Genomic DNA, 14,514 nt, shown 5'->3' on the forward strand with positions numbered 1-14,514 from the left:
AAGGTAGGGGAGATGACAGTGAGCATCAAGGACTCCGCGCTTCAGTTCGGCCTCGACATCGAGAACGAGCTGATCAAGATCCGCGCCGACCAGGTCGAGGTGGCGCAGGATCTGACGGAGCGCATCAACGGCGTCGCAGACCGGGTCAAGCGGCTGGACGACAAGGTCACCACTAAGTTCGCCCAGATCGACGCCAGGTTCGACCAGATGGACGCCAAGGTCGACCAGATGGGTGCCAAGGTCGACCAGATGGGCGCCACGGTCGACCAGATGGTCGGGAGGGTCGACCAGATGGGCACCACGGTCGACCAGATGCAGTCGACTCAGACGGAGATGACCCACATCCTGCTCGCCATCCAGCGCAAGCTCGACGTCAACTAAGCACCACCCGAACGGCCCCCGGCAGCGCAGACCGGGGGCTGTTCGCTGTGCGGCGTCAGCCCTTCGTCGCGCCCCCCGTGAGCCCCTTGACGAACTGTTTCTGCAGCAGCAGGTAGAACACCAGGATCGGCAGCGTGGCCAGGAACATCAGCGCGAACATGCCGCCGAAGTCCGCCGCGTACTGCCCGAGCGACTTGTAGATCCCCGTCATGATCGTGGTCCCCTCGCGCGGCCCGTAGATGATCAGCGGGTTGAGGAAGTCGTTCCAGATCCACACGCCGAGGAAGATCAGCACGCTGGCCGTCGCCGGCCGCAGCAGCGGGAAGACGATCTTCCAGAACGTCTGCCACCGCGTGGCCCCGTCGATGGCCGCGGCCTCCTCCAGCTCCCGGGGCACGCCCTTCATGAAGCCGGAGAAGACGAAGACCCCGAACGGCACGTAATACCCGACGTTGAAGAGCACGAGGCCCTGCAGCGTCGACATCAGCCCGAGCGCCTTGAGCACCTGCGTGATGGGGATCAGGATCACCTGCGGCGGGATCATCAGCCCGCACAGCAGCAGCACCATGATGACCCGGGACCACCAGGTGTTCTGCCGGGCCAGGTAGTGGCCGAGCATGGCCGACAGCAGCGTCAGGATGATGATCGACAGCGAGGTGACCAGGACGCTCGTACGCAGCGACGACCAGAAGAGGCTGTCCGGGCTGGTCAGCACCCGGATCAGGTTGTCGAAGGTGGGTGGGATCGGCAGCGACATCGCCCCGCTGGCGACCTGCCTGCTCTCCTTGAAGACGTTGATCAGCGCGATGTACAGGGGGATGAAGAACACCCCGCCGACGACCAGCGCGACCAGCGGGCGCAGCCATGGCACGGTGGAGCGCATCAGAGCTGCACCTCCCTGCGCTGCAGCACGCGCAGCGTGATCACGCACAGCAGCGCGATGACGATCAGCATGACGACCGCCTCCGCCGAGGCGTAACCGGTGCGGTTCTCCACGAACCCCTCATTCAGGATGACGAGCGCCACGCTCGCGGTGGTCCCCGTCCCAGGGCCGCCGTTGGTGATCACCTTCACGTGGTCGAAGATCTTGAACGCGGAGATCAGCAGGACCACGGTGTTGATGGTGAGCGCGGGGGCGAGCAGCGGCCAGGTGACGCTCCAGAATCTGCGCACCGGCCCCGCGCCGTCGATCGCCGCCGCCTCGGCCAGCTCCTGGGGTACGCCCTGGAGCCCGGCGAGATAGACGACCACGCAGAACCCGAGCATCTGCCAGCAGACGATCGACGACAGCGAGTAGAGCGCGATGTCCGGGTCGGACAGCCAGCCCGGCGGCTCACTGACGCCCAGCGCCCTGAGCGCCTGGTTGATCGGCCCGTCGTCGGCGAGGATCCGCGTCCAGATGACGCTGATGACCACGGAGCTGATCACCATCGGGGTGAAGAACACGCTGCGCAGCGCGTTGTAGAGCCAGCCGCGGCGGTCGAGGAGCACCGCGATGGCGACACCCAGGACGTTCGGCACGATGACGACGATCAGCGTGAGGATCGTGGTCACCCGCAGCGACTGCAGGAACGTGTCGTCCCGCAGGAGCAGCTCGTAGTTGCGCAGGCCGACGAAGTGCGTCTTGGGCCGCAGCAGCGCCTGGTCGGTCAGGCTGTAGCCGAAGCTGAGCGTGATCGGCAGCACGACGAGGCAGAAGTAGATGAGCGTGCCCGGCGCCGCGAAGGACAGGAAATGCCATAACCCCGCCCGTTTGCCGCCCGATCGTCGCCGGCGCGCTCGGGCCTGCGCGTGGCCGGACTTGTGATGGTGGATGGTGGTGCCAGCGGCCATCAGGCCAGACCCCTCCTAGTCAGGGTGAAGGGGCGGGCGCGCTCGGCGGCCCGCCCCGCCGGATCAGCCGGACTTCTCCCACTCGGTGTCGAGGAAGGACAATGCCTGGTCGACCGTCTTCTTGCCGCTGACCAGGTCCTGGGCCGTGGACCAGAACTTGCCCTGCATGCCGGGCAGCATGGCCGTGTCCCCGGCCTCCCAGCTGAACGCCGGGACGGTCGCCTTCTCGTTCTGCGCCTTCTGCCACAGGTCGTAGACGGCCTTGAACACCGGGCCCGTGTCCGACGGAGGCGTGTAGCCCTTGATCGCCGGGAAGAGCGCGTCGGCCTTGACCGAGGCGTCCAGGTTGGCCTTGGTGAGCTGGAAGGCCAGCGCGAACTTCTTGGCGGCGGCCATGTTCTTGGCGGTCGCGCTGACGGACAGCCCGCCGCCGGTGAACGTCGGCATGTGCAGGCTGCCGTCGTCGCCGGGCCAGGCGAAGACCCCGATGTCGTCCTTCATGTCCGAGGCGTCGGCCGCGGCGGCGAACCAGCTGCCCATCGGGTACATCGCGCCCTTGCCGCCGAGGAACGCCTCCTGCGTCTTGGGATAGTCCTGTCCGATCTGCCGCTTGTCGAGGTAGCCCTTGGCGGCCAGGTCGGCGAACTTCTGCGTGGCGGCCTTCATGGCCGGGTCGGTCGCGAACTTCACCTCGCCGTTGCGCCGCTTGGTCATCCAGTCGGGCGTCTTGGCGTACAGGTCCGTGGCCAGGATGGCGGTCCACGGCTGGGAGGTGACGAACACGCCGCCGGACACGAACGGGGTGATGCCCTTGGCCTTCAGCTTCTCGGCGTCGGCCAGCAGGTCGGCGTAGGTCTTCGGCGGCTCGGCGATGCCGGCCTTCTGGAACAGCTTCTTGCTGTAGTAGACGTTCGGGATCGTCTGCGTGTTGGTCGGCAACTGGAGGACCTTGCCGTTGACCGCGCCGCAGGTCGGGCAGAGGAAGTCCTTGAGCTCATCCGGCGTCCACGTCGCCAGGCTCGGCTCCAGGGCGATCAGGTCCTGCATGCCGATCTGTACGTCGGGCAGCTGCCCCGAGGCGGCCAGCTGCTTGGCGTAGTCGTTGCGCTCGGACTCCGAGGGCGCGGCGACCAGCTCGACTTCCAGGTCGGGGTTGGCCTTGGTCACCAGATCGACCTGGGCCTTCCAGTACGACTCCGGCAGGTTCGGCGAAGGGAATACCAGGAAGGAGACCTTCTGCTTGCCGCCGGACGCCGGCGCCGAGGATTGGCCTCCACTGGGCGTACTGCTTGAGCAGGCACTCAGTGCGAGAGCGACGGCGAGTGTCATCGCCCCAGCCGCGAACAGCTTGTTCACTGTGCCACCCTTCTCACTCATCCGATCATTCGGTGGGGCGCGAAAACTGATGCGTGCGATAGGTAGGACCACTACTACGGGTAACAGCTAAGCCCTGTCAAGATAAGGCTTGATGCCGCAGAAAGGTAGGATCACTCAAGCCCAACGCATGCCATGTGATCGGATTGGTATCTCACCGGGTGAGATCAAACGATGACCAGCTCGCCCGCCTGCTCGGCCAGCGCCGCCCTGGCCGTCTCGGGCAGGCCGCCGTCGGAGATCACCATGTCGGCCTCGCTGAGCCGGGCGATCGTGCTGATGCCCACGGTCCCCCACTTGGTGTGATCGGCCAGCACGACCAGGCTGCTCGCGGCCTCGACCAGGGCGCGGTCGGTCTCGGCCTCCATCATGTTCGGGGTGGTGAAGCCGGCCCGGGTGGTCATTCCGTGCACGCCCAGGAACAGCACGTCCACGTTGAGCAGCCGGATCGCGGCCACCGCCACGGGGCCGACGAGCGCGTCCGAGGGCGTGCGTACGCCACCCGTCAGCACCACCGTCTGGTCCGGCCGGCCCCCGTGCTGGAAGACGTCGGCGATCCGCACCGAGTTGGTCACCACGGTCAGGCCGGGCAGGTTCACCAACTGCTGGGCGAGCGTCCAGGTCGTGGTCCCGGCCGAGAGCGCCACGGCGGTGCCCGGCAGCACCATCCCGGCCGCGCGGCGGGCGATGACCAGCTTCTCGTTCTCCTGCCGGACCGACTTGACGGCGAAGCCCGGCTCATCGGTCGAGCCCGCGCCGATGACGGTCGCGCCTCCGTGCACCTTGGCCAGCAGCCCCCGCTCGGCCAGCAGCTCCAGATCGCGGCGGATCGTGATGTCCGAGACCCCGAACTCGCGCACCAGGTCGACCACCTTGACGGCGCCGTTCAGCCGTACGAGCTCCAGAATTGTCTGCTGTCGCTGGACGGCGAGCATCGCATCACCCAGTTCTCAACAGTTTCCGACATGGCATTCGGACGCATCATGACACGCCACCTGCGGAGTTCAAGGGCCCGTGCTCGGTTGTGATGGTTCAGGAGGACGCCGACATCAAATCGTGCGTTGACAGCTGGATAAGTGTGCTCTTCTCTGAAGGAAATCGAGCGAATTCGGGGGAATGTGAGGGTCCGGGCAAGGAGGAACCACCATGGTCCAACGTCTGCCGATCTCCCGTCGCCATCTACTTCTCGGCGCGGCAGCCACCTTCGGCGTCCCCGCCGTGCTGGCGGGCTGCGGCTCCAGCGAGCCCACCGTCGCGCCGCCGGGTGGTAAGTCCGCCGGAAACCTGGGCACGGTCACGCTCGGCTCCAACTACTCCGACGAGGTCCCGAAGAAATCTCTCGCCTCGGTGATCAAGGGCTTCACCCAGGGTCAGGTGAAGATCAACACCGTGGACCACAACACGTTCCAGGAGAACATCAACCGCTATCTCAAGGGCACGCCGGACGACGTGTTCACCTGGTTCGCCGGCTATCGCATGCAGTTCTTCGCCGAGCAGGGGCTCGCGACGGACATCTCGGACGTGTGGCGGGAGATCGGAGGCGACTACACGCCCGCCATGAAGGCCGCCTCGACGGGGTCCGACGGCAAGCAGTACTTCGTGCCGTTCACCTACTACCCATGGGCCGTCTTCTACCGCAAGAGCGTCTGGCAGGAGAAGGGCTACGAGGTGCCCAAGACGCTGGACGAGTTCACCGCGCTGGCCAAGAAGATGAAGACCGACGGGCTGATCCCGATCGCGTTCGCCGACAAGGACGGCTGGCCCGCGATGGGCACGTTCGACATCCTCAACATGCGGATGAACGGCTACGACTTCCACATCTCGCTCATGGCCGGCAAGGAGTCGTGGACCGACCCCAAGGTCAAGCAGGTCTTCGACACCTGGCGGGGCCTGATGGAGTATCACCAGCCCGCGGCGCTGGGGCGTACCTGGGAGGAGGCCGGGCAGTCACTGCAGCAGAAGAAGAGCGGCATGTACCTGCTCGGCATGTTCGTCGCCCAGCAGTTCCCGGAGAACGAACGTGACGACATCGACTTCTTCACCTTCCCCGAGATCAATCCGACCTACGGCACCGACTCCATCGACGCGCCCATCGACGGCTACATGATCTCGGCCAAGGCCAAGAACGTCGACGGCGCCAAGGCGCTGCTGAAGCACTTCGCCCAGGGCTCGTCGCAGAACATCGCCACCAAGCTGGACCCCGGCACGCTGGCCTCCAGCTCCAAGGCCGACACCAGCGGCTACAGCGCGCTGCAGAAGCGTGGCGCCGAGCTGGTGTCCAAGGCGACGCACATCGCCCAGTTCCTCGACCGGGACACCCGGCCCGACTTCGCCTCCACCGTGATGATCCCGTCGCTGCAGACGTTCGTCGGCAAGCCGAACGAGATCGACCCCTTATTGGCCGGCATCGAGAAGCAGAAGGCCAACATCTTCCGCTGATGGCCGCCAAGACCCGTCGCTACTCCGCCCGCGACGTGACCATCCTGGTCATCGGGCTGGGGGTGGCCATCATCGTCAACGTGGGCCTCATCTGGGGGCCCACGCTGGCCTCCATCGGGCTGTCGGGCACCAGCTGGAACGGCATCGGGCCGATGGAGTGGGTGGGCGGCCGCAACTACGCCGACCTGGTCAACGACTATCCGCCGTTCTGGTCGGCCATCCGCAACAACGTGCTCTGGCTCGGCTTCCTCGGCCTGGTCGCGACGCCGTTCGGGCTGTTCTGCGCGGTGCTGCTCGACCGGCGGCTGAAGCTGTCGCGGGTCTACCAGAGCGCCCTGTACACGCCGGTCGTGCTGTCGCTGGCCGTGGTGGGGTTCATCGCGCAGCTCGTGTACTCCTCCGACTACGGCGTGCTGAACGCGGTGACCGGGCTGAAGGTGGACTGGCTGGGCGACCGGTCGATCAACATCTGGGTGGTCATGGTGGCGGCGGCGTGGCGGCACGTCGGGTACGTCATGATCATCTATCTGGCGGGGCTCAAGGCGGTCGATCCCGCGCTGAAGGAGGCGGCCGCGATCGACGGGGCCAACGAGGCGCAGGCGTTCTTCCGGGTGGTGTTCCCGACGCTGCGCCCGGTCAACGTGATCGTGCTGGTGATCACGGTGATCGAGGCGTTGCGCGCGTTCGACATCGTCTATGCCATCAACAAGGGCAGGAACGGACTCGAACTGCTGTCGGTGCTGGTGACCGAGAACATCGTGGGCGAGGCGAGCCGGATCGGGTTCGGCTCGGCCATCGCGGTGATCCTGCTGGTGATCACGCTCGGGTTCATCGTGGTCTACCTCTCGCAGCTGTTCAAGGAGGACCGATGACGCTCACCGCGCCCGTCACGACGCGCGAGCTCCAGGACGGGCGCCCTCCGGTGCGCCGCCCGGTGCGGCCCCTGCGGATCCTGCTGTACGCGTTCCTGAGCCTGGTGGCGCTGGGCTGGGTGCTGCCGCTCGCCCTGGCCGTCTACGCCTCGCTGCGGCCGTACGACGAGACGTCGCGGCTGGGCTACTTCTCGCTGCCCGAACACCTGACGCTCGACTACTACGGGGAGGCGTGGAGCCAGGCCGACCTGCCGCGCTACTACCTCAACACGTTCATCGTGGTGATCCCCGGCGTGCTCATCACGCTGTTCATGGCGTCGTTCACGGCGTTCGCGATCGCGCGGCTGCGCATCCCTGGGCGCAAGGTGCTGCTGATCACCTTCACGGCGGGCAACCTGCTGCCGCCGCAGGTGCTGATCACCCCGCTCTACACCCTCTACACGCTGGTGCCGCTGCCGTCGTGGCTGTCGGACTCCCAGTCGCTGTACGACTCCTACCTCGGGCTGATCCTGGTGCATGTGGGGTTCCAGTTCGGCTTCTGCGTGTTCGTCATGTCGAACTTCATGCGCACGATCCCGGAGGAGATCACCGAGGCGGCGCTGGTCGACGGGGCCAGTGTGTGGCGCCGCTACTGGCAGCTCACCCTGCCGCTGTGCCGCCCGGTGCTGGCGGCGCTGGCCACGCTGGAGTTCACCTTCATGTACAACGACTTCCTGTGGGCGCTGGTGCTGATGTCGTCGGGCGACAAACTGCCCGTCACCTCGGCCCTGAACAACCTGCGCGGCCAGTTCTTCACCGACTACAACCTGCTGGCCGCCGGGTCGATGCTGGTGGCGCTGCCGACGCTGATCGTCTTCCAGATGCTGCACAAGCAGTTCGTCGCCGGGCTCACGCTGGGGGCCACCAAGGGTTAGAGGAGCGCGCTGAAGCGGGCGGCCACCAGATCCCAGGCCCACTCGCCGACGATCCAGTCACGGCCGCGGGCGCCCATCTTGCGGGCCCGTTCCGGGTCGCCGAGCAGCTCGATGAGGGCTCCGGCCACCTCGTTCACGTCGGTGCCGTCGACGACGAGGCCGGTCTCGCCGTTTCGTACCGCGTCCGGGGCGCCACCGGACGCGCCCGCGACGACCGGCAGGCCGCTCGCCGACGCCTCCAGGAACACGATGCCCAGCCCCTCGACGTCGACGCCGCCCAGCCTGGTCCGGCACGGCATCGCGAACACGTCCGCGGCTGCGTAGTAACCGGCCAGGCTCCCCGCCGGGACCGTGCCGGTGAACCGGACGGACTCGTGTCCCCGCGCCAGCTTCTCCAGCCTCTCGCGGTACGGCCCACCGCCCACGAGCAGCAGCACCGCCTCCGGCACCGCCCGCAGCACCAGAGGCCAGGCCCTGATGAGCTGGTCCTGGCCCTTGCGCGGCACCAGCCTGGACACGCAGACCACCACCGGCCGGCCGTCCAGCCCGAGCTCGGCCCTGACCGCGTCCGGATGGAACTGGCCGGCGTCCACGCCCGGCGCCAGCCGTACCAGCTTGGCCGCCGGGATCGCGGCGGCCAGCCGGGCGCGCGTGTACTCGCCGAGGTAGGTCACCACGTCGGCGTGCGCCCCGATCCTGCGCAGCACCGTCCGGAACACCGGCGCGCTCGCCCACGACGCCTCATGGCCGTGGGTGAGCATCACCACGCGCCGCGCGCCCGCCTTCCTCAACCCCGGCGCGAGCAGGCCCAGCGGGGCCGCCGCGCCGAACACCACGGTGTCCGCCCCCTCCTCGGCCAGCAGCCGGGCCGCCCGGCGGGCGACCGCCCGGGTCGGCAGCATCAGCGAGGTGGGATGACGGACGATCCGGTACGGCTGGCGACGGTCGAACTCCGCGCACCCCGGCCAGGCCGGAGCGTAGACGGTCACGCCGGGGGTGCGCAGGGCCAGCCCGTGCACGAACGACTGGATGCCACCGGGCCTGGGCGGAAAGTCGTTCGTGACGATGAGCACACCGGTCACGGCTGCGGCTGACCGTTCAGCGCGGCCCACTCCCGGGCCATGGCGATGCGCTCGGGAGCGGAGGGGTGCGAGACATAGAGCACATATTCCACCGGATCCGGCGACAAGTCGGAAATATTGGTGATTGCCAGGCGTTTCTGCATCGAGAGGAACGTGCCCGGATCTTTCGTGAGGTTCAGGGCGTGGAGGTCGGCGCGGGCCTCGATGTGGCGACTGATCACGTTCTGGGCCGGGCCCGCGATGACCGTGGCCAGGCTCAGCAGGCCCATGATCACGCCCACCGCCCGCGGGTCGGCCGCCGAGACGATGCCCGTGCGCCGCCGTACCACTCCCAGGAGCAGGTACAGCAGGATCACGCCGAACGCGGCGCCCAGCCCGCCCACCAGCGTGCCGGCGAGCACGTCGCCGTACTTGGCGTGGCCCAGCTCGTGTGCCACGACCAGCTCGACCTCGGACTGCGGGGCCCGGAGCAGCGTGTCGTACACGACGATCCGGCGCGTGGCGCCGAAGCCGGAGACGTAGGCGTTGAGCGCGTTCGTCCGGCGGGAGGCGTCGGCGATCAGCACGTCCTCGACCGGGACGTGGGCGCGCTCGGCCAGCGTCATCAGGTTCACCCTGAGCGCGCCCTGCGGCATCGGGCGGAAGTCGTTGAACAGCGGCTCGAACACGACCGGATACACGAACGACCCCAGCAGGGTCAGCGCGAACGCCCCCACGGCGGCCGGAATCCACCAGCGCCGCACCTTCCTGGCCAGCGCCACCACGACCAGCACCATGATCGACTGCAGCACCACGCCCACGGCCAGCCCCTTGAGCCGGTCCATGGTCCAGCCGGCCCAGTCCTGCGTGGACAGGCCGTAGTCACGCAGCACCATCTCGTACCAGACGCCCAGCGGCCACCTGACCGCCTCCACGATCGCGCTCAGCACCACGACTCCGAGCACCACCCGCACCCACCAAGGCCCGCGCAGCCCGCCCAGCACCTTGGCCCCGAACGGCGTGAGCACCAGCAGCCCCGCGAACAGCACGGTCAGCCCGAGCGACAGGTACCCGGGGACGCTGGTGGCGGCGTCGAACGCGGCGGCCCTGGCGATCTCACCGGCGCTGAAGTCACGCGCCGCGTCCGGCGGCACGGTGGGAGTGCCGGGTGGCATCACCCGCCACGGCGTGCTGAACCCCACCACGACCAGGATCACCACCCCGAGCAGCACCAAGGCCCAACCGGCACCACCCCGCCCAGACATATCGGGGCCACCTGGCCCGACGTTCCCGCCAGGCGTTGCCTGCCCTCCTGGTGTGGCCTGCCCTCCTGGCGCGGCGTTCCCGCCGGATGTGGGCTGCCCGACTGAGGCGGAGCGCTCATCTGACGCGGCCTGCCCGCTTGGTGCGGAGTTCCCGTCCGGCGCAGCCCAACCACCCAGTGCGGCCTGCCCAGTGCCCGGGGCGGTATCTGACCCCGCCGACCCGGCATCCACCCCGAACGGCGGGTCTCCATCGGGCCGCCCAGTCGATGCGGCGCCCTCACCAGGCCGTCCAGACGGTGCGGCGTCATCACCGGGCCGTGAGCCTGGGTGTCGGGCAGCGGGGTCCGCGTCGTCGTCAGGCGGCATGTCGTTGGTGCTCTGCAGATCGTCCATCCGCGTTCCCCTTACGCAAGCTGGTCCCGCACGTAGTCGCGCCATCGTGCCGTCAACGTCCCCGCCGAGAGCCCGAGCCTGGCGAGCCCCCGGTCGACGCCACCCGTCTGGGCATCACGGTAGAGCCTCACCAGAGTCCCCTCACCGAACCGCTCGGCGATGAAGCGACACGCCAACCACGCCTCCTGGTACGCCCGTGCCAGCCGTACAGGGTCCCGAGATGAGGGCGCGAATGCCTCAGGCCCGGGCAACCCACTCGGCAAGCGCCCGGCCCGCACCTCGGCGGCCAGTTCGGCGGCGGCGACCCGAACCGGCAGCCCCGCGTCGCGATAGCCCACGTAGTCGGCGAACCCCTCATAGAGCCACACAGGCAGCCGCTCCGTCCCGGCGGCGACATGGGTGAGCTCGTGGGTGAGCACAACGTCCCGCCCGGTCGGGGTCAGTCGCCCGAAGTATTCGGGCACCACGACGACCCGCCCCCCATCGGCCACCGCTGCCAGCCCGGCGACACTCCCCACCCCGGCCACCCGGGCGGCCTCGGCCGTCGAACCAGGCACGAGCACCACGGGCCGCACCGGCCGTTCGAGCACGGCGGACACGCGCGTCCCGGCGGCGTCGGCCCGGCGCGCCAGGTCTCGGAGCAGTTCGGTGTCCGCGTGGTGCCCGACCACGACCGACCGCGCACCCCGTACGACATCCACCCCGTCACCCCAGAGGCCCCGCGCCTCCGCCGGAACCTCGCGATCACCGGGCGTCGCTACCGGCTGCTCACGACTACCGGACGGCAGGTCACGAACCTCCACAGATTGATCGCGATCAGCGGGCGGAGGGTTGCCATCCGTCGCACGTTGATCGCGACTGCCAGACAACAGGTCGCCAAGGGTCGCACGTTGATCGCCACCACCGGACAACGGGCCGCCAAGCGTCGCCCGTTGATGGCCACCACCAAGCGGCAGGTCACGAACCGTCGCCGAGAGGTCAGCCGGCCCGGCGGCCTGGTGCGGGACGGCACTGGCCGAGGCGAGGGCCAGGAGCAGCACCCCCGCCACCACGACTCGGCGGCTCACCTGCACGGACACGTTCCCCGATCGTAGTCGCCCACAACAGGAGCCCGGCCGTCACGGGCAGTCCCGGCACGCATGAGGGACACCCCAGCGAGACGGACCCGCACACATGAGAGGACGTTCCGGCGAACAGGACGCGCACGCATAAGGGGACACCTCGGCAAGACGGACCCGCACGCCTGAGGGGACTCCCCGGCAGGACGGACCGGCACTTGCCACAGGTCCATCCGGTGAAGTGGGCCGAGACGCGCGAAGGTCCCGTCCCCAGCGGGACGGGACCTTCGTGACGGTCTTACAGGCAGATACGCACCGCCTTACAGGCCGGGACGCACCGCACCCGCGAACGACGCCTTGCGCCATCCACTGAGCTTCTCGATGCGCACCGTCTGACCCGTTCTCGGCGAATGAATCATCTTGCCGTTGCCGACGAACATGCCAACGTGCCCGAGCCCATGGAAGAACAGCAGATCGCCTGGCTTCAGATTCTTCCAGGAGACCTTCTTCTTGATACGCGCGAACTGGCTGTTCGTCACGCGTGGGATCTTGACGCCGGCCTTCTTCCAGGCGTACTGGACGAGACCGGAGCAGTCGAAGGAGCCAGGTCCTGTGGCCCCGTAACGGTACGGGTCACCGAGCTGGTCCTTGGCCACGGATACGGCCGTGCGGGCCCTAGCTTGTTGCCGAGCGACCGCCGTCTGGCGCGCGGCCTTCTTCACGGACTTGACGGTCTTACCCGCCGTGGTGGTCGTCCGGGAAATACCGGCCGGTTCGCGCGCTGTCGTCGCCTGCGCCGTCGGGGCGTGGAGGACCACACCTCCGGCCGTCACGGTCATCGTGAGTGCTGCGCCACTCAGGGCAAGGCGGGACAGACGGGGGTTATGCGGGGAGGTAGACAGGATTTCTCCTTGGATCTTCCACGAACGCCTACCGGGTTAGCTGACGGATTCGGGCCTGGAAGTCGCCCTACGGCGCGATAAGCGCCGATTCACCCCTGATCCCTGGGACGGGATCGCTGGGTCCCCGGCTCCGTGCCTCCTGACTGCACGGACTCGGCAGATCACCGCCCAAATCGATGACATGGGGAACGGCGGTGACCAAACGGTTTTTTATCTGTCCACATCGGAGACCCGATGAGAGCCGCGACGCCATGGCTTGTTCGCCGCGAGGCCAGAAGCTACGCCCTCAGTAACGAACTGGCAAAGGCGTCATGGGGTTGTCAGGATCAGGCAGGACCCTCAGTCAGGACCGCAATCCCAGATGGAACAGCGGTTTATGTTACGCAAATGTGACCCTTCTCACACTTGACGAAACCCCGATCTGTCAGGTCCCATTCGTCACTTCTGCACCACTAATCCCGTTAGCAACAGGCCCTCGACGATCTCCAGGCGCCTAAGGGATCTTGCCGCCGAGACCCCAGGACAGGTACGACTCCCGTCGAACGTCGCGGATCAGCAAGTATGCGGAAATCACGCCGAGCACGGCCCTGCCGCCGGTATGGTCGATACGAGCCGCCCGCCGAAACTCCGCCTCCCGCACGTGGAGCTCGCGCTGACGGCCCAGGCGACGCCGACCCAACTACGGGCGTTGTCGTCGGCCGAGGTCACTCGCACGCCGAAAAGGCCAGGCAAGCCACACCGGGAACACAGACACCGAGGTGGCATTTCTCACTTCTAGGCATGACACCGGCCGCCGAAATCCACGGACCGGGGCCAAGAATGCGCACGTCACGGCGCCCAGCCGGCTCCACCGGAGAAGCGTGCCCCTGGACAGGTCCCAGCCACGTAGGGCGGGTGGGGCTCACCGGGCTGGCCGTACAAGAGCAAAAAAGAAACGCCCAGCCCTCCACCGGAGAAGCGCGCCCCGTACAAAAAATAACGCTCATAAAAAGAGAGCTACGGACGGATAGCCCCAACCAGCGTGCCGCCATATGAGGAGAGGGTGACGACTTTGACCACGTCGCCGGTCTGGGGCGCATGGACGATCTGCCCGTTGCCCGCATAAATGCTCACATGCCCCAGCCCCGAGCTGAAGATGAGATCGCCCGGCTGCAGATCCTTCAGATCCACCTTGCGAGAGGACCCCCAGGCCCACTGCTGCCAGGTGGTGCGGGGCAGAGAGACGCCTCCCGCGCGCCACGACGCCTGTGTGAGCCCCGAGCAGTCCCAGCCGCGCGGCCCCGTACCGCCGAACACGTACGGCTTGCCCACCTGCGCGTACGCGAACCTGAGCACCGCGGCGGCGTTACCGGAGGCCGCGCCCGTGTACTTGATGCCGGTGCTGTTCGGGTCGCCGGTCTTGTAGGCGCCGAGCTTCTCGAGCAGCTTCTTCTGCTGCGCGATGAGCTTGCGGACCTCCGAGCGCTCCTTCTCGACCCCGTCGCGCTCCTTGTCGGCCGCCTGCAGCGCCGTCTCGGCCTTGTCGCGCTCGTCCTTGAGCCCGCGGTTCTCCCGGTCGAAGGCGGCCAGCCGCGCTACCTTCTCCTGCGACAACTGGTCCGCGAGCGCCAGGCCGCCCAGCATGCCCGTGGGGTCCGGCTGGCCGACCATCGTGGGCCAGGAGCCGGCGTCGGGGCCGAGCTTGTAGGTGTCGACGGCCATCGCGACCACCTGGGCGCGCAGCGTGGCGACCGTCTCCAGCTTGCGCTTGTAGCTCGCGTTCAGCTTGCCGTACTCGCCCTGGGCCGCCTTGTACTTCTCGGTCGCCGTGTTGTAGCGGTCGACGACCTTGTCGGCCTTGTCGTTCAGCTTTCTGAGCTTGGCTTTCGCCTGCTTGATCGTGGGCTTCGGCGCGGCCAGTGCCTCGCTCGTTGGGGACAGCAGCAGCCCGATCGCGAGACCCGCAGCCAGTGGCACCCGGCCAAACCTCACAGTGTCGCCTCCCAGGGAATACATCTGGGGCGAAATGGTACAGAAGTGGCG

Annotated in this window: 14 protein-coding genes and 1 riboswitch; of the genes, 5 read left to right on the forward strand and 9 right to left on the reverse strand. The window is 67.7% G+C overall.

Features of this window, described 5'->3' with window-relative positions:
- Positions 1-12 precede the first annotated feature (12 nt).
- Entirely contained in the window at positions 13-381 is a 369-nt protein-coding gene (locus ACGFNP_RS54430) for a hypothetical protein (protein WP_393332059.1), read from the forward strand.
- Positions 382-436: 55 nt separating this feature from the next.
- On the opposite strand, the gene ACGFNP_RS54435 is transcribed toward ACGFNP_RS54430, so the two are convergent.
- From ACGFNP_RS54435 to ACGFNP_RS54450, 4 genes are all read right to left on the reverse strand, one after another.
- The gene (locus tag ACGFNP_RS54435) at positions 437-1,264 is read right to left on the reverse strand and encodes a carbohydrate ABC transporter permease (protein ID WP_358036416.1); all 828 of its coding nucleotides are present in this window, start codon (positions 1,262-1,264) and stop codon (positions 437-439) included.
- Positions 1,264-2,214, reverse strand: a complete 951-nt coding sequence (locus ACGFNP_RS54440; RefSeq protein WP_214637806.1) for a carbohydrate ABC transporter permease — start codon at positions 2,212-2,214, stop codon at positions 1,264-1,266. The genes ACGFNP_RS54435 and ACGFNP_RS54440 overlap by 1 nt, the downstream gene beginning before the upstream one ends.
- Positions 2,215-2,277: 63 nt before the next feature.
- Positions 2,278-3,570, reverse strand: coding sequence for an ABC transporter substrate-binding protein (locus ACGFNP_RS54445; RefSeq protein WP_393332062.1), 1,293 nt, complete (start codon positions 3,568-3,570; stop codon positions 2,278-2,280).
- 185 nt (positions 3,571-3,755) lie between these two features.
- Positions 3,756-4,523 (reverse strand): DeoR/GlpR family DNA-binding transcription regulator, encoded by a 768-nt coding sequence (locus tag ACGFNP_RS54450; RefSeq protein ID WP_358318415.1) that lies wholly within the window; start codon positions 4,521-4,523, stop codon positions 3,756-3,758.
- A gap of 211 nt (positions 4,524-4,734) precedes the next feature.
- Here ACGFNP_RS54450 and ACGFNP_RS54455 point away from each other — a divergent pair, with 211 nt between their 5' ends.
- The 3 genes from ACGFNP_RS54455 to ACGFNP_RS54465 are packed head-to-tail and all read left to right on the forward strand — an operon-like array spanning position 4,735 to position 7,813.
- Entirely contained in the window at positions 4,735-6,027 is a 1,293-nt protein-coding gene (locus ACGFNP_RS54455) for an ABC transporter substrate-binding protein (protein ID WP_358318414.1), read from the forward strand.
- Complete coding sequence (locus tag ACGFNP_RS54460) at positions 6,027-6,899, forward strand: sugar ABC transporter permease (protein WP_358318413.1); 873 nt, start codon at positions 6,027-6,029, stop codon at positions 6,897-6,899. Before ACGFNP_RS54455 ends, ACGFNP_RS54460 begins: the two co-directional genes overlap by 1 nt.
- Entirely contained in the window at positions 6,896-7,813 is a 918-nt protein-coding gene (locus tag ACGFNP_RS54465) for a carbohydrate ABC transporter permease (protein ID WP_358318412.1), read from the forward strand. Before ACGFNP_RS54460 ends, ACGFNP_RS54465 begins: the two co-directional genes overlap by 4 nt.
- On the opposite strand, the gene ACGFNP_RS54470 is transcribed toward ACGFNP_RS54465, so the two are convergent.
- The 3 genes from ACGFNP_RS54470 to ACGFNP_RS54480 all read right to left on the reverse strand — a co-directional run bounded on the left by ACGFNP_RS54470 (position 7,810) and on the right by ACGFNP_RS54480 (position 11,335).
- A complete protein-coding gene (locus ACGFNP_RS54470) occupies positions 7,810-8,895 on the reverse strand; it encodes a glycosyltransferase family 4 protein (RefSeq protein ID WP_393332068.1) in 1,086 nt (361 codons plus the stop codon). The genes ACGFNP_RS54465 and ACGFNP_RS54470 overlap by 4 nt on opposite strands.
- Positions 8,892-10,139: a M48 family metallopeptidase gene (locus tag ACGFNP_RS54475; RefSeq protein ID WP_358318410.1), complete on the reverse strand. Its 1,248-nt coding sequence runs from the start codon at positions 10,137-10,139 to the stop codon at positions 8,892-8,894. The genes ACGFNP_RS54470 and ACGFNP_RS54475 overlap by 4 nt, the downstream gene beginning before the upstream one ends.
- 404 nt (positions 10,140-10,543) lie before the next feature.
- Positions 10,544-11,335: a hypothetical protein gene (locus ACGFNP_RS54480; protein WP_393332072.1), complete on the reverse strand. Its 792-nt coding sequence runs from the start codon at positions 11,333-11,335 to the stop codon at positions 10,544-10,546.
- An 87-nt stretch (positions 11,336-11,422) separates the two neighbouring features.
- On the opposite strand from ACGFNP_RS54480, the gene ACGFNP_RS54485 reads away from it, so the two are divergent.
- On the forward strand, positions 11,423-11,626 hold the full coding sequence (locus ACGFNP_RS54485) for a hypothetical protein (RefSeq protein ID WP_393332075.1): 204 nt from the start codon (positions 11,423-11,425) through the stop codon (positions 11,624-11,626).
- A gap of 284 nt (positions 11,627-11,910) precedes the next feature.
- On the opposite strand, the gene ACGFNP_RS54490 is transcribed toward ACGFNP_RS54485, so the two are convergent.
- Positions 11,911-12,429 carry a C40 family peptidase gene (locus ACGFNP_RS54490; protein WP_393332078.1) on the reverse strand — a complete coding sequence of 173 codons (519 nt, stop codon included), beginning with the start codon at positions 12,427-12,429 and terminating at the stop codon, positions 11,911-11,913.
- Positions 12,430-12,502: 73 nt separating this feature from the next.
- Positions 12,503-12,661: riboswitch (cyclic di-AMP (ydaO/yuaA leader) on the reverse strand.
- Positions 12,662-13,488: 827 nt separating this feature from the next.
- Positions 13,489-14,448 carry an NlpC/P60 family protein gene (locus ACGFNP_RS54495; protein WP_358318406.1) on the reverse strand — a complete coding sequence of 320 codons (960 nt, stop codon included), beginning with the start codon at positions 14,446-14,448 and terminating at the stop codon, positions 13,489-13,491.
- Positions 14,449-14,514: the final 66 nt, after the last annotated feature.

Origin of the sequence: Nonomuraea sp. NPDC049269, assembly GCF_043197155.1 — a bacterium.
In the GTDB taxonomy this organism is placed as follows: Bacteria; Actinomycetota; Actinomycetes; order Streptosporangiales; family Streptosporangiaceae; genus Nonomuraea.

Coding starts and splice junctions, on each gene's coding strand:
- ACGFNP_RS54490 (WP_393332078.1), bottom strand. CDS start 12,429: ATGACCGTGACGGCCGGAGGTGTGGTCCTCCACGCCCCGACGGCGCAG.
- ACGFNP_RS54455 (WP_358318414.1), top strand. CDS start 4,735: ATGGTCCAACGTCTGCCGATCTCCCGTCGCCATCTACTTCTCGGCGCG.
- ACGFNP_RS54430 (WP_393332059.1), top strand. CDS start 13: ATGACAGTGAGCATCAAGGACTCCGCGCTTCAGTTCGGCCTCGACATC.
- ACGFNP_RS54475 (WP_358318410.1), bottom strand. CDS start 10,139: ATGTCTGGGCGGGGTGGTGCCGGTTGGGCCTTGGTGCTGCTCGGGGTG.
- ACGFNP_RS54450 (WP_358318415.1), bottom strand. CDS start 4,523: ATGCTCGCCGTCCAGCGACAGCAGACAATTCTGGAGCTCGTACGGCTG.
- ACGFNP_RS54460 (WP_358318413.1), top strand. CDS start 6,027: ATGGCCGCCAAGACCCGTCGCTACTCCGCCCGCGACGTGACCATCCTG.
- ACGFNP_RS54465 (WP_358318412.1), top strand. CDS start 6,896: ATGACGCTCACCGCGCCCGTCACGACGCGCGAGCTCCAGGACGGGCGC.
- ACGFNP_RS54435 (WP_358036416.1), bottom strand. CDS start 1,264: ATGCGCTCCACCGTGCCATGGCTGCGCCCGCTGGTCGCGCTGGTCGTC.
- ACGFNP_RS54440 (WP_214637806.1), bottom strand. CDS start 2,214: ATGGCCGCTGGCACCACCATCCACCATCACAAGTCCGGCCACGCGCAG.